The sequence below is a fragment of the Ureibacillus thermophilus genome (assembly GCF_004331915.1).
Classification (GTDB): Bacteria; Bacillota; Bacilli; order Bacillales_A; family Planococcaceae; genus Ureibacillus; species Ureibacillus thermophilus.
Map to the genome: position 1 here is coordinate 2989001 of NZ_CP036528.1, position 22325 is coordinate 3011325.

Annotated in this window: 18 protein-coding genes and 2 pseudogenes; 7 read left to right on the plus strand and 13 right to left on the minus strand. The window is 38.0% G+C overall.

What is annotated here, in order from left to right; translation table 11 throughout:
- Positions 1-15: 15 nt before the first annotated feature.
- The 3 genes from DKZ56_RS15130 to DKZ56_RS15140 all read left to right on the plus strand — a co-directional run bounded on the left by DKZ56_RS15130 (position 16) and on the right by DKZ56_RS15140 (position 2794).
- Positions 16-555 carry a ribonuclease H-like YkuK family protein gene (locus DKZ56_RS15130; RefSeq protein WP_208650699.1) on the plus strand — a complete coding sequence of 180 codons (540 nt, stop codon included), beginning with the start codon at positions 16-18 and terminating at the stop codon, positions 553-555.
- 69 nt (positions 556-624) lie between these two features.
- Complete coding sequence (locus tag DKZ56_RS15135; RefSeq protein ID WP_208650700.1) at positions 625-1866, plus strand: aminopeptidase; 1242 nt, start codon at positions 625-627, stop codon at positions 1864-1866.
- A gap of 130 nt (positions 1867-1996) precedes the next feature.
- Positions 1997-2794, plus strand: coding sequence for a TatD family hydrolase (locus DKZ56_RS15140; protein ID WP_208650701.1), 798 nt, complete (start codon positions 1997-1999; stop codon positions 2792-2794).
- 62 nt (positions 2795-2856) lie between these two features.
- Here the strand turns inward: DKZ56_RS15140 and DKZ56_RS15145 are convergent, their stop codons facing one another.
- Positions 2857-3642 (minus strand): enoyl-CoA hydratase-related protein, encoded by a 786-nt coding sequence (locus DKZ56_RS15145; RefSeq protein WP_208650702.1) that lies wholly within the window; start codon positions 3640-3642, stop codon positions 2857-2859.
- A 272-nt stretch (positions 3643-3914) separates the two neighbouring features.
- Between DKZ56_RS15145 and DKZ56_RS15150 the strand changes: the two genes are divergently transcribed.
- Both DKZ56_RS15150 and DKZ56_RS16035 read left to right on the plus strand, forming a co-directional pair.
- A complete protein-coding gene (locus tag DKZ56_RS15150) occupies positions 3915-4229 on the plus strand; it encodes an alpha-helical endospore appendage domain-containing protein (RefSeq protein ID WP_208650703.1) in 315 nt (104 codons plus the stop codon).
- Positions 4230-4398: 169 nt separating this feature from the next.
- Positions 4399-4683: pseudogene (locus DKZ56_RS16035) on the plus strand (alpha-helical endospore appendage domain-containing protein); the annotation flags it as partial.
- Positions 4684-4692: 9 nt separating this feature from the next.
- On the opposite strand, the gene DKZ56_RS15845 reads toward DKZ56_RS16035, so the two are convergent.
- The 4 genes from DKZ56_RS15845 to DKZ56_RS15170 form a co-directional block, all read right to left on the minus strand.
- Positions 4693-5406 carry a hypothetical protein gene (locus DKZ56_RS15845; RefSeq protein ID WP_208650704.1) on the minus strand — a complete coding sequence of 238 codons (714 nt, stop codon included), beginning with the start codon at positions 5404-5406 and terminating at the stop codon, positions 4693-4695.
- 22 nt (positions 5407-5428) lie between these two features.
- Positions 5429-6757: an oligosaccharide repeat unit polymerase gene (locus DKZ56_RS15160; RefSeq protein ID WP_208650705.1), complete on the minus strand. Its 1329-nt coding sequence runs from the start codon at positions 6755-6757 to the stop codon at positions 5429-5431.
- Between the two features lie 567 nt (positions 6758-7324).
- Positions 7325-8770, minus strand: coding sequence for an N-acetylmuramoyl-L-alanine amidase (locus tag DKZ56_RS15165; protein ID WP_245989523.1), 1446 nt, complete (start codon positions 8768-8770; stop codon positions 7325-7327).
- 164 nt (positions 8771-8934) lie between these two features.
- Positions 8935-9840, minus strand: a complete 906-nt coding sequence (locus DKZ56_RS15170; protein ID WP_208652284.1) for a C40 family peptidase — start codon at positions 9838-9840, stop codon at positions 8935-8937.
- Between the two features lie 371 nt (positions 9841-10211).
- On the opposite strand from DKZ56_RS15170, the gene DKZ56_RS15175 reads away from it, so the two are divergent.
- Entirely contained in the window at positions 10212-10496 is a 285-nt protein-coding gene (locus DKZ56_RS15175; RefSeq protein WP_208650706.1) for a hypothetical protein, read from the plus strand.
- A gap of 38 nt (positions 10497-10534) precedes the next feature.
- Here the strand turns inward: DKZ56_RS15175 and DKZ56_RS15180 are convergent, their stop codons facing one another.
- From DKZ56_RS15180 to DKZ56_RS15205, 6 genes are all read right to left on the minus strand, one after another.
- On the minus strand, positions 10535-12460 hold the full coding sequence (locus DKZ56_RS15180; protein WP_245989525.1) for an N-acetylmuramoyl-L-alanine amidase: 1926 nt from the start codon (positions 12458-12460) through the stop codon (positions 10535-10537).
- 389 nt (positions 12461-12849) lie between these two features.
- Positions 12850-13770 (minus strand): C40 family peptidase, encoded by a 921-nt coding sequence (locus DKZ56_RS15185; RefSeq protein WP_208650707.1) that lies wholly within the window; start codon positions 13768-13770, stop codon positions 12850-12852.
- A 229-nt stretch (positions 13771-13999) separates the two neighbouring features.
- Entirely contained in the window at positions 14000-15070 is a 1071-nt protein-coding gene (locus tag DKZ56_RS15190) for a CAP and S-layer homology domain-containing protein (RefSeq protein ID WP_208650708.1), read from the minus strand.
- 190 nt (positions 15071-15260) lie between these two features.
- Complete coding sequence (locus DKZ56_RS15195; protein ID WP_208650709.1) at positions 15261-15917, minus strand: S-layer homology domain-containing protein; 657 nt, start codon at positions 15915-15917, stop codon at positions 15261-15263.
- 323 nt (positions 15918-16240) lie between these two features.
- Entirely contained in the window at positions 16241-18853 is a 2613-nt protein-coding gene (locus DKZ56_RS15200) for an S-layer homology domain-containing protein (protein WP_208650710.1), read from the minus strand.
- A gap of 754 nt (positions 18854-19607) precedes the next feature.
- Entirely contained in the window at positions 19608-20054 is a 447-nt protein-coding gene (locus DKZ56_RS15205; RefSeq protein WP_208650711.1) for an Hsp20/alpha crystallin family protein, read from the minus strand.
- 230 nt (positions 20055-20284) lie between these two features.
- Here DKZ56_RS15205 and DKZ56_RS15210 point away from each other — a divergent pair, with 230 nt between their 5' ends.
- Positions 20285-20560 carry an amphi-Trp domain-containing protein gene (locus tag DKZ56_RS15210; RefSeq protein WP_208650712.1) on the plus strand — a complete coding sequence of 92 codons (276 nt, stop codon included), beginning with the start codon at positions 20285-20287 and terminating at the stop codon, positions 20558-20560.
- A gap of 653 nt (positions 20561-21213) precedes the next feature.
- On the opposite strand, the pseudogene DKZ56_RS15215 reads toward DKZ56_RS15210, so the two are convergent.
- Positions 21214-21504, minus strand: a pseudogene (locus DKZ56_RS15215) (phospho-sugar mutase); the annotation flags it as partial.
- A gap of 124 nt (positions 21505-21628) precedes the next feature.
- On the minus strand, positions 21629-22123 hold the full coding sequence (locus DKZ56_RS15220) for a competence protein ComK (RefSeq protein WP_208650714.1): 495 nt from the start codon (positions 22121-22123) through the stop codon (positions 21629-21631).
- Positions 22124-22325 lie beyond the last annotated feature (202 nt).

A 22325-nucleotide genomic window follows, 5' to 3' on the forward strand; every position in this document is an offset into this window, starting at 1 on the left:
AGAAAGGTAAGATGGATGAACTGTGACAGAATAACCGACGGAACCTTTCAAAACCTAAGCCGAAAAAACATGACGTTCGAGGAAGTGTTTGAAGCGATTGTACAGTTTATAAAAAAAGATCCTACCGGCAACTTCACCTTAATGTTTGGAACAGATTCGCAAGTTTTCAGTAAAGAAACAAAATTTATTACCGGCATAGTCATACAACAAAAAGGCAAAGGGGTTTGGGCTTGTTTCCGCAAAGTTATTGTGCCGAGAAGAATGATGAATTTGCATGAACGCATCTCCTATGAAACCTCCTTAACGGAAGAAATCGTGTCGCTCTTTACGGAAGAGAAAAAAGAACAGCTGATTAACCTCGTATTGCCTCATGTGTATAAAGGAGCCAGCTTCACTATTGAAGGGCATATTGACATTGGATGCGGAAATCGGAACAAAACGAGCGTCTTTGTCAATGAAATGATTGCCAGAATGCACTCTCTTGGCATTGAAGCGAAAATCAAACCGGATTCCTTTGTCGCTAGCACTTATGCCAATCGTTTTACGAAAAAATAATAAAGCATTCTGTAATTCAAATTTTCTCAAATATGATAAAATTGGAAATAAACATATGGAGGAAATAGTATGTTAAAAAATTTCGATGAACTGTTAAGAAAATATGCAAAGCTTTTAGTCACAAAAGGAATCAATGTCCAACCAGGTGATTGGGTAAAAATGACCATCGCTGTAGACCAAGCACAACTTGCCCGATATATCACAGAAGAAGCCTATGCATTAGGAGCCGAAAAAGTCATTGTCAAATGGAACGATGATGAAATCACAAAACTGCATTATCTACACCAGCCAACAGAAGTGCTGACGGACATTCCTCCATATGAAATCGAGGAATCCGAAGACCATGTGTTAAATAAAAAGGTTTCCAGATTATCCATTCTATCAAGCGACCCAAGCTTGCTCGACTCAGCGGACCCTGCAAAAGTTGCTGCATTCCAAAAAGCGGCAACTCAAGCTTTTCATGCCCAACGAAAAGCAACACAAAACAACGATATTAAATGGACGGTTGCAGCAGCGGCTGGCAGCGCTTGGGCAAAAAAAGTGTTTCCTCATTTAAAAACAACGGAAGAACAAGTGGATGCGCTATGGAATCAAATTTTTAAAACTTGCCGTGTATATGAAGAAGATCCAATTGCTGCTTGGGAAGCCCATAAAAACAAATTGAATGAAAAAGCAAAAAAACTAAATGAATACCAATTTGATGCATTGAATTTTAAAGCCCCAGGCACAGATTTCAAATTAGGACTGCCAAAAAATCATATTTGGACATGCGCAGAAAGCTATAATCCAAAAGGTGAAGAATTTATTGCCAATATGCCGACAGAAGAAATCTTCACTGCACCGGATACCCGCCGCATGGAAGGGGTTGTTCGCAGCACAAAGCCTTTGAGCTATGCAGGACAATTAATTGAAGGCATAGTTGTCCACTTTAAAGACGGAAAAATTGTGGACATTTCCGCTGAAAAAGGCGATGAAGTTATGAAAAAACTTGTCTTTGAAAATGATGGAGCTACCGGCTTAGGAGAAGTGGCGCTTGTTCCAGATCCTTCGCCAATTTCCCAATCCGGCGTAACTTTCTTTAATACTTTATTTGATGAAAATGCCTCTAACCATATCGCCATCGGTTCTGCTTATCCTTCTACTATTGAAGGAGGCACAAAAATGAATGAAGAAGAACTGCGTGCCCAAGGTTTAAACATATCCAATGTCCATGTTGACTTCATGATTGGCTCTGCTGAAATGGATATTGACGGTATCCAAAAAGATGGCTCTATTGTACCAATCTTCCGAAAAGGTGACTGGGCATTCTAAATGGGAAAAGGAGAATTTGAGTTTCCTCAAGTTCTCCTTTTTTCTATATATCACGCAAAAAGATTTTCTTTGTAATTTTCTCTTCTTATACCATAATAAAAAAGAGTTTAATTTTTATGGAGGAAATCAAATGCAACAACTAATCGACATAGGAGTCAATTTAACCGATAAACAATTTAACAACGACCGGGAAGAAGTAATTGAACGGGCCCTTCAAAGCGGAGTCGTTCAAATGATTCTTACTGGAGCAAGCTTAAAAAGCAGCCAACACGCATTCGAAATTACAAAGAAATACCCAAAGGTTTTGTTTTCAACAGCCGGCATTCATCCCCACGACGCCAAAACTTTTACAAATACAACTATTGAAGAATTAGAAAAGTTGGCACAACATGAGGAAGTAGTGGTAATTGGGGAATGCGGCTTGGATTTCAATCGCCTGTTTTCTCCTCAAAACATTCAAGAGCAATGCTTTGAAGCCCATTTGCATTTAGCTAGAAAGCTCTCAATGCCCCTTTTCTTGCACGAACGGGATGCCCATGAGCGCTTTTGCGAAATATTTGCAGGCTTTCGTGATTTAGCGGAAAAGTCCGTAGTCCATTGCTTTACCGGCAATAAAGACCAGGTGAAAAAATATGTATCAATGGGATTTTATATTGGTGTGACCGGCTGGATTTGCGATGAGAGAAGGGGGCAAGATTTGCAAGAAGCAGTAAAATATATACCTCTTGACCGTCTGTTGATTGAAACCGATGCCCCTTATCTTCTTCCACGCAACATGGAAAATAAGCCGAAGAACCGCCGGAACGAACCAGCCTTCTTGCCTCATATCGTCCATGAAATTGCAAAAAATATGGGCGTTGAACCGGAAGTGGTTGCAAAACAGGCAACGGCAAATACTAGAAAATTGTTCAATCTTCCAGAAATTTAGTTCAAGAGAAAAAGGAGATTTGGGAATTCGCCCAAATTCTCCTTTTATGATTGTAAACCTTTTCAATTTACTGTAGTCTTCGTATCAGTCCACACCGGTTTCCGTTTTTCAAAGAATGCGCGGATTCCTTCTTGAGCATCAGGGTGCTTGCTATTTAACGCAATCACTTCTGTAGCGTAATTAAGTGCTTGGAAATCTTCCATATGAATTTGCTGATAGAATTGCCGCTTTCCTAATTCAATAATATTTAGACTTTGCTTTGCCACTTCTTTTGCCAATTTTTCCGTTTCTTCATCTAGCAATTCAGCCGGAACTACTTTATTGACAAGCCCATGTTGGAGAGCTTCTTCCGCCGTAATGAAATTCCCAGTAAACAGCATCTCTACAGCTTTTTTTCTTCCAATATTACGGCTTAAAAATACTGCTGGCGTGCTGCAGAATAAACCGCTATTAATGCCTGGTGTGGCAAACTTAGCATCTTCACTTGCAACCGCTAGATCACTTGCCGCCACTAATTGGCATCCTGCTGCCACAGCAGCTTTTTTAACTTTTGAAATCACCAGCTGAGGCATTTCACGCATTGTTCTCATTGCTCGATAACATGTTTGGAAAAGTTTCAGCACTTCATTTTCTGTTTTCTCTTCAATTTCCCGTAAGCTATGCCCTGCACAAAAGACTTTGTCGGAACCTTCAATTACAATGACTTTAACTTCCCTGGCCTTTGCAATTTGATGTAATAGCTCGTCCAATTCCTCAAGCAGTGCCATCGTTAATGTATTAAATTCCTGCATATTGTCAATGGTAATATAACCAATCTCCCCTGTTTGACGATATTGTAAATACTCCATTTCTCCACCCCTTTTCATTTATACCTTTATTTTGAATCTTCTGATATTTATGGTCAAGAAAATTTCATTTATTTTTTTCTACAATATTTTCGTAGAGGTTAACAAATGCGATTTTCTAGAGAACCTAGCATCATCTTTGAGCAAATCCTCTATTCTTGTGCGGATACGATTTCAAATGAACCCCCCCAATAAAACATGAATATATTACTATTGTATGTATGCCTAAAATCAGAACACGTTAGGTGTTTTTTTAAAGGAGGCTCAACTTTATTATGTCAATGCCCAACATTCCTGACATTTCCCCAAACATTCATATTAACCGTGAAGATGTTATCAATCTATTATTAGCATCTATCGCATTGGAAGAGATTGGTTTAGCACATATTATCAACGCTGAAGGTGAAAAAATACAATTTGCCATTCAGAAATTAAACGAAGCGCCATCAAATCTTTCAACAGCTGCCGAATTAATATTAAAAATCAATGCAAGCGTCAACCACACATTATCATCTGCCATCAAAAAAGAACTCTTATTAGATCAAAAATTAAAACAAGTAATTGATTTAATGGATAAACCTAGTTATTGAAAAATATTAATAAATAAATATTAATAGACTTTGCTTCAATCATAGGCTTTTATTCCTTATCTCCTTTCCAGCATCGAATAGATTATTAACGACCATTTTAACTCCGGTCATTCATTTCATCATAGCTTGATCAAATGCAAGCTTTAGATTAAAGGAAAGGAGAGAAAGAATGTCTCAACCCAACCTACCGAATATTACTCCCAATATCACTATCAACCGAGCTGACGTTATAAATTTACTCCTTGCTTCCATTGCAATGGAAGAATTAAGTTTAGCGCATATTCTTAATGCTGAAGGTGAAAAAATACAATATGTTTTGGGAACAATTCCTGGCATTTCCGGGCTATCACCTGCAGCAAATCTTGAAGACATTTTACAAATTAATGATAGTGTTCAAGATACCATCGCAATGTCGATTAAAAAGGAATTATTATTAGACAATAAGCTTAAACAAATTACAGACTTAATTCCTCCAGAAGGTATAGGACCAACTGGACCGACTGGACCTCAAGGTACTCCTGGACCGACTGGACCTCAAGGTGCTCCTGGACCAACTGGACCGACTGGACCTCAAGGTACTCCTGGACCAACTGGACCGACTGGACCTCAAGGCGGATACTGCCTCGTTTCGTGCGTTTACTTCCTCCATTCGTGCGGATACTGCCTCGTTTCGTGCGTTTACTTCCTCCATTCGTGCGGATACTGCTCCATTTCGTGCGGTTGCCTCCTCCATTCGTGCGGATACAGCTCCAATTCGTGCGTTTGCCTCCTCATTTGGAGCGGATACTGCTCCATTTCGTGCGGTTGCTTCCTCAATTGGTGCGGATACTGCCTCGTTTCGTGCGTTTGCCTCCTCATTTCGTGCGGATACCACTCCATTTCGTGCGGTTACCTCCTCATTTGGAGCGGATACTGCTCCATTTCGTGCGTTTGCCTCCTCATTTCGTGCGGATACTGCCTCGTTTCGTGCGGTTGCCTCCTTATTTCGTGCGGATACTGCTCCATTTCGTGCGTTTACCTCCTCCATTCGTGCGGATACTGCCACGTTTCGTGCGTTTACTTCCATATTTCGTGCGTTCGCTCCCTCTTTTCGTGCGTTTACTACACTATATAGTACGGTGGCTGCTAGTTTTAACGAAGTCCAACCAAAAAAACACCTTCGAATGAATAACTTCATTCAAAGGTGTTCTTCCAACTAATTATTTTCCATATAAACTTCTTGTTCCAAGGGATGCTTCAACGTCAATTCCTATATGCTCTTTCTCCGTCTTACTGATAGCGGAGGCAAGTATTACAAATCCTAACATTAGAATGAAAATTAAATCCAACAATCCCGTATGAATAGAAACCGTAAACATTGTGATCACAAAGGCATAAGCAATCGTATGGAAACTTTTCACTCCTGCCTGTTTCACTTTATTATACAGCATCGATACAATCGCTCCATATAGCAAGAAACCAATCGCTACCAATAAGTAGCCGCCATCCAAAAACAACTGGCCAATAAACGTTGGCGTTGTTGTTCTTCCAGGGCGAGTGATGTATTTTCCTTCCTCCACACTTAATGAGTTTACGACTTCTGTTACTTTCATCCGAGGAGAAATTTGTTCGCCCGGCAATACTGTACTAAAGATGCCTTTATGAATTTCGCCATGGAAATAGTCTTCTTTTTCGGTATACTCAATAATTTTGCTTAATACAATATGTCCTGTCACCATTTCCCCATTCAACGCTAAAATCCATTTTGGAGTCGCGTTTACCCGCTGTTCAGCTGTTAATAATTTCTCCAATTCTTCTTCTTCCATATGCTCCCGATCTGGCTGTTCGCGCGTATTAAATTCCTTCGACGTATCTTCCATTAACACGCGGAAAAAACCAAACAGTGCAAAGGAAATCGCCACAACGGTTAAAAACGTTAGGAACCAAGTGAGTTTGATACGTTTTACCACATAATGGAATACAATAATTCCCGTAAACATCATTAATGCCAATGGAGTTCGATAACCCATTAATAAGAACAGACCCATTACAAGACCAAATAAAAGGACATAAATAATTGCTTTTTTAACCGTCATAGTTTTTTCTTTAATCATCTTATACGAAAGAAGAATCAATACCCCGTACCACAACAAATGACTAAAGAAATTCAATTTTGGGTCTAAATTTCGTCGAACCGATTCATCTGAAAGTCCGATCATCCCTTGAGCAATCATCATTCCATATGCTACTAACCCAATAGCTGTCAATAAAACCACAAAATGAACAATAAACTTGCTCAATTTAGACAACCCAAACGTCGGCAATGTCCAATTTTTACGGTCAACTACATACACACCTATGTAATAACATAACACCGCCAAAATCACGGCTGGCCAGATGGATTTTCTGACATTGAATAAATCAAAACGCCAAAAGTCAAACAAACTAATGATAAAATAAGCCATCAAAATAAATGGAAAAAAGAAATACGGCGAGAAAGTATCTATTTTATTTATATTATGAATAGTTGCTTTAATCCTATCTTTCATATTTCCCCGAACATCAATTCCAATCCTAGATGCTCTTTGCTTCCCTCTCTTCATTATGGTTTTTTTATAAATCAAAGGATATTATAGCACAAGTCAATATAGCGAAATAAAATATTATAAAAAAATCAATAGATTCAAATGATAGGAGAAATGGATATGACTCACTTGCTCCTACGTCCACATTCTTGCATTTTACATGATTCGACAATGATTCGCAATCGGTAGGGAGAACTAACAGGAGCAGCACAGCAATCCTCTCATCCCTGTTACATTTTCAGTATGGTCTTGTCCATTTCTTTTATGAAGAGAAAACATACAACAAATCATGTAATTCTTTTCAACATTTCACATGTATATTGCGTATGCAAGAAAATTTTTAAATCTATAGGATGAACGATCATCTGACAAAGCGGCAAAAGGTCAGATTCATCTATTATATTTAACGTATTTCATCTATATTTCGTTCCATCTATTTGTAAAATTTTTTCGGATATTCTCCTTTTGATGACAATCACTTTGTGCAAAGAAAAGCTGCCTGAAAAGTTTTCTTTCAGACAGCTCACTCCATTAATTTTTATAGTAATTCACGATTCCTTGATAAATTGCATTGGCAAAAATCGCTTGATAGTTACTGTTTACAAGTTTTGAAAGATCTTCGTTATTTGAAATAAAGCCTAACTCCACTAAAACAGATGGGAAAACGGAATGGCGGATTACATAAAAGTCTTCCCGCTTTACGCCGCGGTTCACCATATTCGCCTGCTTGACAATCTCATTGTTGATGTTTGTTGCTAACACTTTATCTTCCAGTTCATTTTCATTTGCGGTAATGCTGTAATACGTTTCTGTTCCTTTAGCGCTGGCACTTGCAGATGCATTCACATGAATGCTGACAAAGATTTCAGCATATTTTTGATGAGCAAAATCCACCCGTTCCTTCAATGTCGGATATGTATCCCCTTCTCGAGTCATATACACGATGGCGCCATCTTTCTCCAACTTTTCTTTCACTAAACTAGCCACCGATAAAGCAATTCGTTTTTCAGCATAGCTGCCATTTACAGCCCCTGAATCTTTTCCTCCATGGCCAGGGTCAAGCACGATAATCCGATTTTTTACCACGGAACCACTTTGATTGATTAATTTCAAATAAGTTTTATGTACATATCCAATGGAACCTTTATAATTAACTTTTGCCCACCAGCCATTAATAGAAAGAACATTGACCTCATCGCCTCGATTTAAAATGCCCAGGATGGATGAACTTGCATTGGCTGCACTTCGGACATTTAATCCATTTACCGTTGCACGTCCAATCGTTTCAGTCTTTCCAGGAGATGGATTGCTGCAGCTTTGGCCATTTACCGATTTAACTGCTAAACGAAATTTTGCATCCATTGCCCGGGCAACAAATAATGCAAATTGTGACCGTGTTAAATGGTTGTTTGGATTAAACTTTCCGTTGCTTCCTTGGGAAAGGCCATTGTAGTACAAAGCATTAATATATTTAAAATACGGATAGCTTGTTGAAATATCGCAAAATGGTGATGGATAGGACGCATAGCGATTCACATCTAATTTAAACGCCGTTGCAATCACCTTGCTCATTTCCCCTCGAGTCAGCGGAACATTCGGGTTGAAGCGTTTATCGGATATATTATCGAAAAGACCTAGGCTGGCCGCTCTTTCAACAAAACCGGACAATTCAGGTTCTGTTTTAGGATTAATGTCCACAAAGGAAGATTGTGCAACTTTCAACGGTTGATAATCAGCCCCGAGCACAACCATTTTTGCGGCTTGTCCACGAGTTACAGGATTATTTAATTTAAACAGTTGTAAGCCATTCTCATTGTACCCTTTAATAATTCCCTTATCCGCCAAATAATTAATATGCTGATACGCTTCATGGGTGGAAGGAACATCCGCAAACCTTTGACTGGAAAAGGCTTCCGTACTAACTCCCCCCATCCATGCAAGAAAAAATATTGAAGTTGCTATTATCCACTTTTTCAAACCTTTTCAATCCCATCCTTCTAAATGATTATTTTTTATGTATTTTGCATTGCCTAAGGAAGAGATGAATTCTCTTCTAGGCAATGCCATATTGAAGGTTATTGGAAATTCCTTCTTTACTAATGGAATTTCTTGTATTTAATTGTGCAATAAGCCGTTTTTTCCTATTTCGTTGCCCGATTGATAAATGTTTCCAACTGTGTATTCGATACATAATCATTTGGTCCATAATTGCCATTTCCTTTTCCAATAGTGATGCCGTGCTGCGCTAAGATTTTAATATAGTCATAAGCCCAGTGGTTCTTATCAACATCACGGAATTCTGTTGTATTCTTTCCAGTCGGTTTTAAGTTAAAGGCTTTTACCAACACTTTTGCCATTTGGGCACGGGTAATTGGCGAGTTTGGATTAAATCTTCCCTGCTCATTTCCTTCGAAGATTTTTAATTTATTGAGCGCTGTTACAGCTCCTGCTACTCGATCTGATGATTTTATATCAATAAATGGAGAATTTGTATCAGTTGTATCAAGACCAAGCCCTTCCGCTAATCGGAATGCCACCTTCTCACGGGAAGCATAGATTGTTAAATCAACAGTTGATGCCTTTACTTCAGGTGTTGAATTTGGAAAATCTACCATCCTTTTTGCCCCCATGTAACGGCCTTTCCAATAATTACTATCAAGGGAGGCAATGCTGACACCTTTGCTGGAAGAGGCATGGATAAACTGATTGCTGCCTATATAGATGCCTACATGGGAAACGCCATTTCCAGATGTATTAAAAAATACAAGATCTCCAATTTGTAAATTTTCCTTTGATATAGGAATTCCTTGAGAAAACTGCTCCTGAGATGTTCGATTGATGGTATATCCCAAATCGGCAAATACTTTCTGGGTAAATCCCGAACAATCAAATCCGCTTGTTGTTGTACCTCCCCATACATACGGAACACCTATGTATTGTTTTGCCGTTGTAATCAATTCTTGTGGTGTAGCAGCTTCTGCATCAACAATAGATGAAGTAAAAATCATAAAAGATGCAAAAACTGGGATGAGCCATCTCTTTTTCACTGTCAAATTCCCCTCCATTTTCCTCGTTTCTCAATCTATTTCGAGCCTACCATAAATATTGCAATTATGATTTTTCATTTATGTAACGAATTATTATCAACGTTTTCGAGAAAATTATTGATTTAATTAGAATATTTTTGTTTTTTCGATTAACCTTTGATAATGCGAGTAACACTTTGTAATACGACTGTAATATTTTTATTAAAATATTGATAATTTATAAAAGGAAATTGAGGATAATGTTGGATTTTTATTATATTTTAAGGTTAATTTTACATTATAAGGAAATCAGGAGGGGGTTCTGCTCCAATTGAGGAAATATACGCACGAATTGAATTCGGATCCGACTAATTGAGAAGGTAAACGCACGAATGGAGGAAGCAAACGCACGAAACAATGCAGTATCCGCACCAAATGAGGAGGTAAACGCACGAAACCAAGCAGTATCCGCACCAAATGAGGAAGTAAACGCACGAATTGGAGCTGTATCCGCACGAAATGAGGAGGTAAACGCACGAATCGGGGCAGTATCCGCACGAAATAAGGAAGCAAACGCACGAATCGGGGCAGTATCCGCACGAAATAAGGAAGCAAACGCACGAATCGGGGCAGTATCCGCATCAATAAAAATTAGTACCCCACCCAAACAAAATTAAAAAATGGAGAAACGTGATGTTCCTCCATTTATCTATGTTTATTTTTGATAATATTCGACAATTCCTTTGTAAATAGAATCTCCAAAGATTTCGATATATTCGCTGTTTGTTAATTTTGCACGATCATCTGGGTTTGTTATAAACCCTAATTCCACCAATACAGATGGTAACAGCATATTGCGGATGACATAATAATCTTGTTTTTTCACACCACGGTCGTGCATACCCGCATTTCTTACAATTTGATTATTGATGGCTTTCGCCAACACTTCATCTTCTTCCACATTCACATTGCCTTGTACACTATAGTACGTTTCTGTACCTTTTGCACTTGTGCTGGAAGCGGAGTTGACATGGATGCTTACAAACACTTCTGCATGGTGATTCAATGCGATGTTTACCCGATCCTCAAGTGTTGGGTATGTATCGCCTGTTCTTGTCATAATGACTTTTGCTCCAGCAGCTTCCAATTTATTTTTTACAACGGTTGCCACTTTCAAAGTAATTTCTTTTTCCACAGCACCGTTGCTGGAAGCACCAGGGTCTTTGCCGCCGTGGCCTGCATCAATCACGATAATCCGATCTTTAACTGGGCTGCCGCTTTGATTAATCAGCTTCAAATATGTTTTATGCACATATCCTTTTTTCCCATCGGATGTCGTGATATTAGCCCAGTTTCCCGTAATGGAATGAACTGTTACCACATCTCCCTTATTCAATGTTCCAAGGGAGTTAGATGAAGCATCCGCTTTTTCACGGATATTTAAAGCATTGGTTGTGACACGACCAATTGTACTTGCAGAAGTAGCAGGCGGCGTTTCCACTTTTCCTGGCTCTTTTGGCACAGTTTGATTTGGATTTTCAGCTGTTTTTTCTTTTGTCAGTGATATTTGCACGTATCCAGGAATGCCATTTTTCGCTGTTAAATAATAACTTCCAACAGTTTTATACACAGGGATTTCTTCCCCACCGTTGAAGTAGCCAATCACTTTAGAATTTTTATTGCTAGATTTATAAACATTAACTCTTTCGTTCGCATTTACTTTTTTCACCACATTGCCAAGGGGTTGTCCGGAATCATCCACCACTTGCGCATAGTCGCTGGAAATATATGCAAATTGATCTTTGTACATCACCTTAAACCAACCAGATTGAACTTCAAATAAAGGAAGCGTATCGCCTTTATTGATTTGTCCAATTTTATTGTCATTAGATGTAGCATCTTGGGAACTGCGGACATTTAAATTATTCACAGTCGCCATTACCGTTCCAATTGCATCATTAATATTCGGCGCTTGCACACCTTGCACTGGCAATTCTAAACGGAATTTGTCTTCTCTTGCACGAGCAATGAACATGGCAAATTGTGCCCGCGTTACATTTGATTGCGGCATAAATACTCGATTGTTTCCTGAAGTGCTGCCTTGAGTGATTCCGTTATAGTAAATCGCTGCAATGTATTTGTAATATGGATGGTCTTGCGGCACATCTTTGAATGGAATGGATAATTTTGCATACTTTTCAACATCTAAATTAAAAGCAAGCGCTAAAGCCTTAGCCATTTCCTGGCGAGTTAAAGCCGCATTAGGCGAAAATTGTCCCGTACGATAAGCACTGATAAAGCCTTCCTTATAAGCTCTTTCCACATAACCTGAAAGCTCTGTACCCGCTTCAACATCAGTAAAATTGGATCTTGTAACACTCAATGGTTGCAGCCCTGCAGAAACGACCACCATTTTAGCTGCTTGTCCCCGTGTTACAGAATTATATGGTTTGTAGTAAGTGCCGTTTTCCGTTTCGTATCCTTTAATAGCTCCCAAATCAATTAAATATTGAATTTCCTCATATGCCTCATGGGTTGACGGCACATCCACAAATTGTACTTTTGCATTTGCCGTATGTAAGTTCAATATGAAAGAGATGCACAATACAAAAGCCATGATGAAAAAACTTTTTCTTTCCACAATCAAATTACCTTCCCGCCCTTCTAAGATAGTAATTTTATTCTACCAAAAGAATTATTTAGATTCATCAGTCTTTTCTACCGGATTCGCCATTTTCCCCCTAAGAAATATCTAGAAACTCCCTTAGTTCAATCATTTTTCACTCATTTCGACAAAATATAAAAATCGGCAAAAAGGCTTGATTACAAGAAAAAGAAGTTCTCCTTTCACATGACATGAAATGATAAAATTTTACCATTTTTATTAAGGATGCGTATATTTCCTTAAAATTGGGTAAAACTGAAGTAAGATAAATCGGCTCCCTCTCCGATAAAAAAGAGAGGTTCCTTAAAACCTCTCACCCTTTTTTATTTTCATTCCTACAAGATAAACGTTGGTAGCTTATTCAATTATTTTAAATTTTGAATGCGTTCGATAAAAATGTCCAAGTGTTCTAATGTTGCGTAGTCATCTACACCAAATGTTCCGTCATTTTTTCCAAATGCGATGCCGTTAGAAGCCAAAATGCTTACATATTCATATGCCCAATGATCTGCTGGTACGTCCGCAAATGTCGGTGCTTCTCCTTTTAATTCCAAGCCATAAGCTAATACTAATACTTTTGCCAATTGACCGCGTGTGATTGGTGAACCTGGATTGAATTTACCGTTATCGTCACCTGTAAAGACTGCTAATTTTTGTAATGCTGTTACCGCTCCAGCATATTTTGCTTCAGGCTTCACATCCACAAAAGAAGAGTTTGTATCGCTTGTATCTAAATTAAGAGCTTGAGCCAATCGAGTTGCCACTTCACCGCGTGATGCATAGATGCTATAGTCAATTGCCGCTTCTTTTACTTCTTCTGCTTGCTCTGTTGTAAATTCTGCCACACGTCTTGCGCCAACATAACGTGAACCCCAATAGTATGGGTCGTTGATATCATCAATATCCACTCCATCAGAAGTTGTAGCGGAAATGAATTGGCCGTCTCCTAAATAAATGCCTACATGGGAAATGCCGCTGCCGGATGTGTTAAAGAACACTAAATCCCCAGGCTGCAAATCGCTTTTAGACACAGCTGTGCCTTGTGTATATTGTTCTTTGGAAGAACGTTTTAACGTAATGCCGAATTGAGAAAATACATATCTTGTAAAACCAGAGCAGTCGATTCCCGTTTGAATATTTGTTCCTCCATATTTATATGGAGCCCCTAAATATTGCTTGGCAGTACTTGTTAATTCTTCTGCTGTTGCTGCTTCTGCGGCATTTATTCCGATTCCTGATACAAGCATAAATGATGCAAATATTGACAATAACCATTTCTTCTTCACGAACATTTGGCCCCTTTCAACGATATCCGTTCTCTATACTCTCACAGTACTTAGACTACCATAGAAAAAACTCTAGTAACTTTTCAATTGTGTAACTTTTTTGGTATATAAATGAAAAAGCCGAAACCCTTGGTAATAAAGGGATTTCGGCTCTTCTATTAGAAAATTTATGAAATTCCTTGTCTACTTTTGTAACATTCCTGTAATAAAAGAAAAACTTTTTTTACAGTTACTTGCTAGAAAATAGCTGCACCCAATAATAATTTCCGTGGGAATCAGCTTTAATGCCAACGCCAATGTTAGTATAGGTTTCCTTCAACATATTTTCCCTGTGCTCCTCTGATGCCATCCATGCGTCTACTACATCTTTCGGCTGCTTGAAGTTGCGTCCAATGTTTTCTCCAAATCTTGTAAATTCGTAGTCAAAAAGGATAGCCATATCCCAAGGATGCCCGTAGTATGGAGAGTAGTGGTCAAAGTAATTCCGCTGTATCATATCCTGGGCTTTAATAATCGCCAATTGATTAAGGGCAAAATCTTGGTTAAGGGCTGGAACCCCTGCTTTTTTCCGCTCTTCATTCACTAATTGAACCACTTCATTTGTCCAGCTGACTGCCGTGTTCACGGTGGAAATATAATGTTTCGATAAATAATCATAAGCTAATTGATATGTTCTGACTTTATTTTGAAAATCCATGCCCCGGTCAACGAAAGTGGCCAATTGGGCTCTCGTTACAAAGGTATTGGGGGAAAATGTCGTTGGGGATGTTCCTTTAATAATCCCTATATCCGCCAACGATTCAATATAATCCTTTGCCCAAAAATCTTTCGGATAATCTTGGAAGGAAGTTTTATTAACCGAATCTACTTTTACGCCGTAAGTAAGGGCAATCATTTTAGCAATTTGCGCCCTTGTCAGCGGTTCTTCTGGGCGAAAATGTTCGCTATTTTGAACAATGCCCAACTCTGCCAATTTTCGGATTTCTTTATAATATGGGTGGTTTGGGGCAACATCTTTGGCTTTAAATTGGAAATCTGATTCAAGCGGCACTTTCATGGATCTCGCTAATAGGCTCGCTGCTTCAGCACGTGTGGCATTTTGATTCGGCTTAAAGGTGCCATCCTCATAGCCGCTGATATACCCTTTTTCCGTCAGTGCCATAATGGATGCCGCAGCCCAAAAATTGCTGCTGACATCTTTATATGAAGATTTTGATGCTCCTAAAGCAGCCGCATCGATGTGTAAAAAAATTCCATATACAAAGACAATGAAAGTGGCGATTCTGATCATTTGTTTCATAAACGCTCTCTCCACTCTTAAAAACAATTTAAATATATATTCTCTATTTTCATCGGAATAACCTTTATTTTAGTAACTATTTCTGTAAAAAATTTATAATTTTGTAATATGTAATATAAAAAATGCATTATCACAAGTTCCTCCATGCTACACTTGAGATAATGCATCACTCAGAATCTTCCAACCGGGACTATTCAACCCCAATAAATTCGAAGTTTGCTGCGTCTACTGCATCAATGGCTCTTTTTAGGAATGTCGCCAATTGGCCGCGCGTCAAGGACTGATATGGACTAAAGGTCGTTGGAGTCGTACCTGTCGTAATTTTATAATCCACAAGGGTTTGAATATATTGTCTCGTCGGAATATCTTGAATTGTATTGACATCTTCAAAAGGAGTCGTTGTATTTTTTGAGATGTCCAATTCAAAAGCCAACGAAAGCATTTTTGCGATTTGCGAACGTGTCAACGGATGATTCGGTTTAAATGTGCCGTCCGGATAGCCGCTGATGATCTTTTTTTGGCTAAGGACCGCAATCGCTCCATAATATTTGCTTGATTTTGGAACATCTTTAAACCCAGGGTCTTCTCCATCGAACGTATCGAATTGAAGGGCATTAACAATGAATAAAGCAGCTTCTTTGCGTGTGACAGCTTTATAAGATTCAAAGGTTTTGCTGCTTGTCCCCTCCACAATGCCTTTGTCGAAAAGTTCTACAATGGCTTGATAATGTGCATCCTTTGGCGAAACATCAACAAATGGATTTTCTGCTGCTTTTGCTGGGGGAGAAATACAAATTGCCGCAATTCCTATAATGAAGGAAATCCCCCATTTTTTTATAAATTTCATATATCGTTCCTCCCATTCTATAACCCCTATTGTAGCGTAGATGTTTTAAGGATTCTACACAAATTTTGCCAGAAAAATAACATCGGGGGGCAGAATTCTAAAAAAATCCGCAATTTCGCTGCTTAAAAAAATCGGCCGAACGGAAAAGCATTTGTTTTCCATTCGGCCTTTCTATTAAAACTTTCCCTGCAATTTTCGAGTATTAGTTTTGGTTGGCAGCCTGAAAACTAATACTCATAAGCAGATTGGGGGACAAAACCAATTGCGCTTGTCCGTCTGCTTCAGTATGGCAACAGAAAAAATTGCTGCCCACTTATAGTGGATTATTCAGCAGGAACTTTTACATCTACTGTAGTGCTTGCTAATGCACTAGCAGAACCAGCTTTTTTCACTACTAATACTACTTGGCCATTGTTGCCACGAGAAAAGCTTGTTTGAATATCAGTTAGATTGTAAGTTTTTGCTGAATCCACGCGATCAAAGCCAGATAATGCAAAATCTACTGATGCGATTGAAATAGTTCCTAATAAAATATCAGAACCAACTGTGTAGCCATTTGCTTTTGAGCTTGTTTCAACATAAACAATGATTTCTTTGTCATTGCTTCCATTTACATCAAATGAAACTTCCACATCTTTTGTAAGTTCAACAGATTTAATCCATTGATCAAGCGTTACAGCTTCAGAAGATGTAACTTTTAAATCATTGTTGAATGTTACAGTTGATAAAGTTGGGTTAGTGTTGATTACAGTTACTGTCAATTCATCAACTTTAATGCCGCCTTCGAAAATTTGCACTTTAGCAGTACCTGTGCCGACTGCTGTAACTGTGCCATTTGAGCTTACTGTAATCACATTAGTGTCTGAAGATTTAATTTGATATGTTTTGTTATCTCCAAGAGTCTCTTTGCCAATTAAGTAGCCAGCTTTATTGTATTGGTTGTATGCTACTTTTAATGTTTGATCTTTTTCCAATGGATTTAAGTCTAAAATTAAGTCTTCTCCATCAACAAGTTCTAATTTTCTATACGCAACTTCTCCTACTTCATCTACAGTGATTGGAAGTGTAAATAAAGTAGTTGTTCCTTCTTTAATGGCAAAGTTTCCTACACCTTTTGCATTTGCTGGTAGAGCAGTTACTTTCACAACTGCTTCACCTTTTTCATCAGTAACTACTTTTCCATGGGTTTCAGCGTTTTTAGCCACTGTTGCGATTGCAGTTGGTGTTGTTTCTTCTGTTGAAACAGTTACTGGTGCATCTCCAACAATTTCATAGCCTTTCAACGGATCACCAAATTGGTCTTTTACTGTTAATGCAACTGTAGTAGAAGCGCCATTCACTAATTTTACTTCGTTTGTATTAGCTGTTACTGTAGTTGCAGTACGTGTAGCATCTTTCACTTCCACTGTTACTGATTTTTGAACATCGCCAGCTTTAATTGTGAATGTAGTTGTACCAGCAGAAAGAAGTTCGATTGTTCCATCCGCTTTAATTAGAGCTACTCCAGGATTAGATGAAGAATATGTGATGTCGGATAAAGGTTGATCGACTTTGCCATTTTTTAATGTACCTTTTACGTTTGCGATTTTAGGAGCTGCATCATTTAAAGTTAACACATTGCTTGTAAGCACAACGCCATCATTTTGAAGCTCAAAAGATGTAATTTCTGTTGGCACTTTTGAATAATCTAGAGATTTAACCTCTACTACTGCTGATTCCGCTACAACTTCACCATCTTTAAAGATGACAACTTTGTATTTGAAATCTTGGTTTTTCACAGCTAAAACGCCAGTAGCAGATGTTTTGGAAGAATCCGCAAATACAGCTTTAGTCGCTTGGAATTCTACTTGATATCCTGCTTCTTGAAGTTTTGCTAAAGATGCTGGTTCATTAGAGCCGTTGATTGCAAACTCCAATACTGCTTCTTTAGCATTGCGGTCGATTGTAGTAGTTAACGCTTGAACAGTTTGAACGCCTGCTTCCACTTTCACTGTTTGTTGATATCCAGTTACGAATCCTTTAACCGCTTGAACAGTGTCATTCGGAACAACAACTTCATATTCGCCGTTAAAGAATCCGTTGTTTGTGATTGTCAATGTTTTTCCATCTTCGCTTAATGTATAAGTTAAAGAATCAAGGGCTTTGCCGCTTTCTTTCTCATACACTTTTACTTGTTGAAGATTTGATGCTTCATTCAAGATGGCATTTGTGAATTCAACTTGCAATGTATTCACATTAATTGCTGCCACTGATTTTACTTCGGTTGTGTATGTTTCTGTGTCTGATTCGTTCAATTGAAGAGTACGGTAAATGAAAGAAGCAAATTGTGCGCGCGTTACTGGAGCATTAGGCTGGAATTTTCTTACATTAGAGATTTTCAAGTCGCGCAATGCTTGTACAGCTGCTTTGCGGTCTTCGAAAACTTCGTCCATATCTTCAATTACTTCATCTTCAATGTCTTCAGCCAAGTCTACTAAAGACACGCCGTATAATTTTTCATAAACTCGGTTCAATACCAACGCGATTTGAGAACGAGTCATGTTTGTATTATGCAATAATTTTTTGTTTGAACCAGTGAATACGCCTTGATCCATTACAAGTGCAGCGTATTTTACTAATTCTTGGTCTGGGAAATCTACTGGCAAGTCTAGGAAGCGCTGATTTGTATTCCAGTCTTCCGGAATTGTATATCCTTCTGTTTCTAACCAGCGGCCAATCATTTTCACAACGTTGCTGCGCAATAATTGTTTTTCCGGCTTGTATGTACCATCCTCGTACCCTTTTACAATGCCCATTTCTGATAAAGTTTCAATGGCTACTTTATGGCTATTATCGTCTGTTACATCTGTAAATGTTGCAGCGCTTGCAGCTGGAACGATTGCTGAAGCAACTAATGTAGCTGTTGCAGCAGATGATAGAAATTTTTTATAAGACATGATTGATAGACCTCCTATAAATATCAATTATTTATCATTATTTGAAAAACATTAGTTGATTACCATCAACATCTATTAGTATATTTTGATAATTCCATTTCGTCAAAGGTAATATTTAGTTGTTAAAATATAGGATAATTTAGTTAATTTTAGATAAAAATTTATTATTTTCATAATATCAATGAAAAATCCAGACAAAGTGGAATGAATGGATAATTTTGTATTATTTTGATATTAAACAAAAAAAGGAAGAGGCTGGGACATAAACAAAAAAGAAAGGGGCAGTTGAAAGCGTGTTGATAAAAAATTGAACTAACGAAAAATTGATTGGCGTGACGGGGCAAGTTTCTGTCGCGCACGCTTAGTCGCAAAGCGGAGCAAGCTCAAGGAAGTAAATTCAAAGCTTTCCTGCGACGAGCCCTCTCGAGACCACGAGGAGCGAAGGAATGAGATCCGAGGAGGCTCGAGCCGGGCCCGCGGAAAGCGTCCCCGGAACGGAAATCAATTTTAATAACATATCAAAAAAACATCATTTTCTCCTTGGAGAAAATGATGTTTTTTTAGATTTGTCCCAACCTCTTCCCTGGGCTACCAACCTTTGATTTTCTCTTATGTTATAGAGGAAATATCCTTATACCTATTATTTATTCTACCACTTATAAAAAAAGAACAAGCCACTTTAAACTAAATTATGATGTTGAAAGCCCTTTCAAAAAATAGGGCTATGACGATGTGCCATAGCCCATTCAGACAATTATTTAATTTGAATGCGTCTAGATGAAGAATCATCGCCAGGTTGAAGTTTTGGAAGCGTAATTTTTAATACACCATTTTCTAATTCTGCTTCAATGCGATCTTGATCCACATCATGAATATAGAAAGAGCGGTAGAATTCACCGAAATGGCGTTCTTTGCGGATAATGCGGTCATTTTCATCCCGTTCTTCTGTTTGGTCATCACGTTTTGCACGGATTGTTAAATAGTTGTTCTCTATATCGATTTGAACATCGTCTTTATTAAAACCAGGCAAATCAGCTTGTACAATGTAGGCATCTTTTGTTTCGGTAATATCTGTGCGGAGCGATTTGAAATCTTGCCCTAAATCCGGTAAGAAATCGTTTTCAAATACATCGTCAAATACTTTTTTGAAACGTTCAAATAAATCTTCATTTCTTCTTCGGAATGGTCTTAAATCAAACATCTGGAACTCCTCCTTTAATATTGTACAAGTATTTTTACACTTGTATTATACACCATTTTTGTATTTAAATTCGAATATTTTATAAGTATATGAAAAATAATCAAATTTTTATCGTACTTTTGCCAATTTTTTATTACGATTTTATCAAAATTCCTCCACATTTTTGTAATCGTTTTCTTATGTCATAAGCTTGTATAATAAAGTTAAGAAGAGTAAAGGAGGGAAGCGGGATGCAACAAGAAAAACCTGTACCGCAAGTGTTTATTAAACATAAGGAAGTTCAAAGCATTCAAGAATTTGCCATGATGCTAGAAAAAATGGCGCAAAAGCTGAAACAGGAAGGCAAATTCACATTCGTACAGGGGACAGAGCAAGTCGAAGTGGCACCTAACGAGCAGGTGAAAGTCGATTACAAGTATGAGGTCAAAGGCGAAAAACACCAATTCGAAATCGAAATCGAATGGTCTCCTACCCTTGCAGCTCCAAGTAAAATGTCTATTGAATAATATTATGGTTGATAAAATTTTTGAAAGCGGTTACAATATGAGTAGATAATTATACATGGGATTAAGGGACCTCCATGTATAAGATGTTCCAATCACAATTGGTTATACATCCAATTGTCCTCTTTTACTTAAATAGAGAAAATGACAACGCATTGATTGTTTTGTCCCCTAACCACATTTTCCATTAGGATGGGAACTCTTTAAAAGGAGTTTCCGATTTTTTTTGTAACCATATCATAGAGATCCGAAATTTTACTGGATTTTGTGACGATATCCCCTAATTTTGTGAACATATCGATGGGAATAATAAAAGATGGAGTTTTTGAACAGCAGTTCCACACCTCTTATATTTATCACCAAATAGGGGAACATACGCACTAATCATGGGAGTATACGCACCTAATGAGGAATCATGCGCACTAAATACAGGAGTATACGCACCAATTTAGAAGTTAACGCACGAATTGAAATAGCAAACGCACAAAAGAAAGAATCAAAAACACAAAACGGGAAAGTATACGCACCAATGAAAAAATCAAATGCAATAAATAAGAACAAGTTCTGCACTAACCCCTGCAAAAGCGGTTTTGGTCGGGCTCTTTATATAGTAGGAAGAAACTCCATGCGCCCTAATACCCTAGTTGTCTCTAAAGCGAATTCATAGCAATCACTACACTGCGTTTTTTCTCCTCTTCCCCTTGCGAATCGATATAGGAAGCTAGCCCTTCCGCCGCCCATCGAATGATATAGATGTTCATGCGATTCGTGCCAGCCCCAAGAACCCCGCGCATGCCACCTGTTCCAAAGGATAAAAATTGATAAAACCGGTCTTCAATGGCTGCCGCATCACCTTCCATTTGAATCAATTCATTTTTCAAATCGATTGGCAATTCTTCATTTTTCCATTGCTCATAAAGCTCTGTAACGTTCCTCTTCTTTGGCATTTCATGGTCTTTATTATGGCATAGAAAACATAAAAAGCCAATTCCATTCATAGAATCGGCTTTCATGGAGGGTGGTTGTCGTGATTGGCTTGTATGAATATTGCAACATCATTATGTATCAATTTTATAAGCTGATAAAACTTGGCTTTCCGGCTACATATTTTGTTTCAGATAATAAGGCAAGAGCTAGTCTTCTTCTCTCCCATACCTTATCTAATGACAACTTGATGAAAAAACGTTCCTTATTCCGGAACACCACATAGCAATGATTTTTATCAACTGGCTCAACATCAAAATTTAAATCCATCACCCATAATGGTTCCAGATGACCTACATATGGAAGTTGACATGCCACCATTGCTTTTTCCTCTGAAATGATGATTGGCGGGTTTTTTCGGATTTTCAGCGTCCTCCTTGCTGATTTTAGCCTGCCATTCAAGTCCGCACCAAAATAAATGCAAATGTCATCCAGAAGATGGTAAACATCTTTAGATAAAGAAAATTTTCCATAATCATAGGTCAAAATTTGCGATGAATACACTTCATTATAGAAAGGAGCAATGGCATACACATGAAAATTTTTCATGACATCAATTTCATTAATTTCTATTTTGTTCATTAACATCCCCCCTATAGTTCGTTCATTCATCTTTATAGGAAATTTTAGGTACAAATGAAACGTATTTCCTATATTTAAGTAAAATTATACATATTTATCCAGAAAATACAATACAAAATATAGAATTTTTAAAATTTTCATTAGATTGAAAACATTAACAACTAGAAATCTTGGAAATTTTAGTGAAAATAATAGAAATAAC

Coding starts and splice junctions, on each gene's coding strand:
- DKZ56_RS15130 (WP_208650699.1), top strand. CDS start 16: ATGAACTGTGACAGAATAACCGACGGAACCTTTCAAAACCTAAGCCGA.
- DKZ56_RS15135 (WP_208650700.1), top strand. CDS start 625: ATGTTAAAAAATTTCGATGAACTGTTAAGAAAATATGCAAAGCTTTTA.
- DKZ56_RS15140 (WP_208650701.1), top strand. CDS start 1,997: ATGCAACAACTAATCGACATAGGAGTCAATTTAACCGATAAACAATTT.
- DKZ56_RS15145 (WP_208650702.1), bottom strand. CDS start 3,642: ATGGAGTATTTACAATATCGTCAAACAGGGGAGATTGGTTATATTACC.
- DKZ56_RS15150 (WP_208650703.1), top strand. CDS start 3,915: ATGTCAATGCCCAACATTCCTGACATTTCCCCAAACATTCATATTAAC.
- DKZ56_RS15845 (WP_208650704.1), bottom strand. CDS start 5,406: ATGAAGTTATTCATTCGAAGGTGTTTTTTTGGTTGGACTTCGTTAAAA.
- DKZ56_RS15160 (WP_208650705.1), bottom strand. CDS start 6,757: ATGAAAGATAGGATTAAAGCAACTATTCATAATATAAATAAAATAGAT.
- DKZ56_RS15175 (WP_208650706.1), top strand. CDS start 10,212: ATGGAGGAAGCAAACGCACGAAACAATGCAGTATCCGCACCAAATGAG.
- DKZ56_RS15190 (WP_208650708.1), bottom strand. CDS start 15,070: ATGAAACAAATGATCAGAATCGCCACTTTCATTGTCTTTGTATATGGA.
- DKZ56_RS15195 (WP_208650709.1), bottom strand. CDS start 15,917: ATGAAATTTATAAAAAAATGGGGGATTTCCTTCATTATAGGAATTGCG.
- DKZ56_RS15200 (WP_208650710.1), bottom strand. CDS start 18,853: ATGTCTTATAAAAAATTTCTATCATCTGCTGCAACAGCTACATTAGTT.
- DKZ56_RS15205 (WP_208650711.1), bottom strand. CDS start 20,054: ATGTTTGATTTAAGACCATTCCGAAGAAGAAATGAAGATTTATTTGAA.
- DKZ56_RS15210 (WP_208650712.1), top strand. CDS start 20,285: ATGCAACAAGAAAAACCTGTACCGCAAGTGTTTATTAAACATAAGGAA.
- DKZ56_RS15220 (WP_208650714.1), bottom strand. CDS start 22,123: ATGAACAAAATAGAAATTAATGAAATTGATGTCATGAAAAATTTTCAT.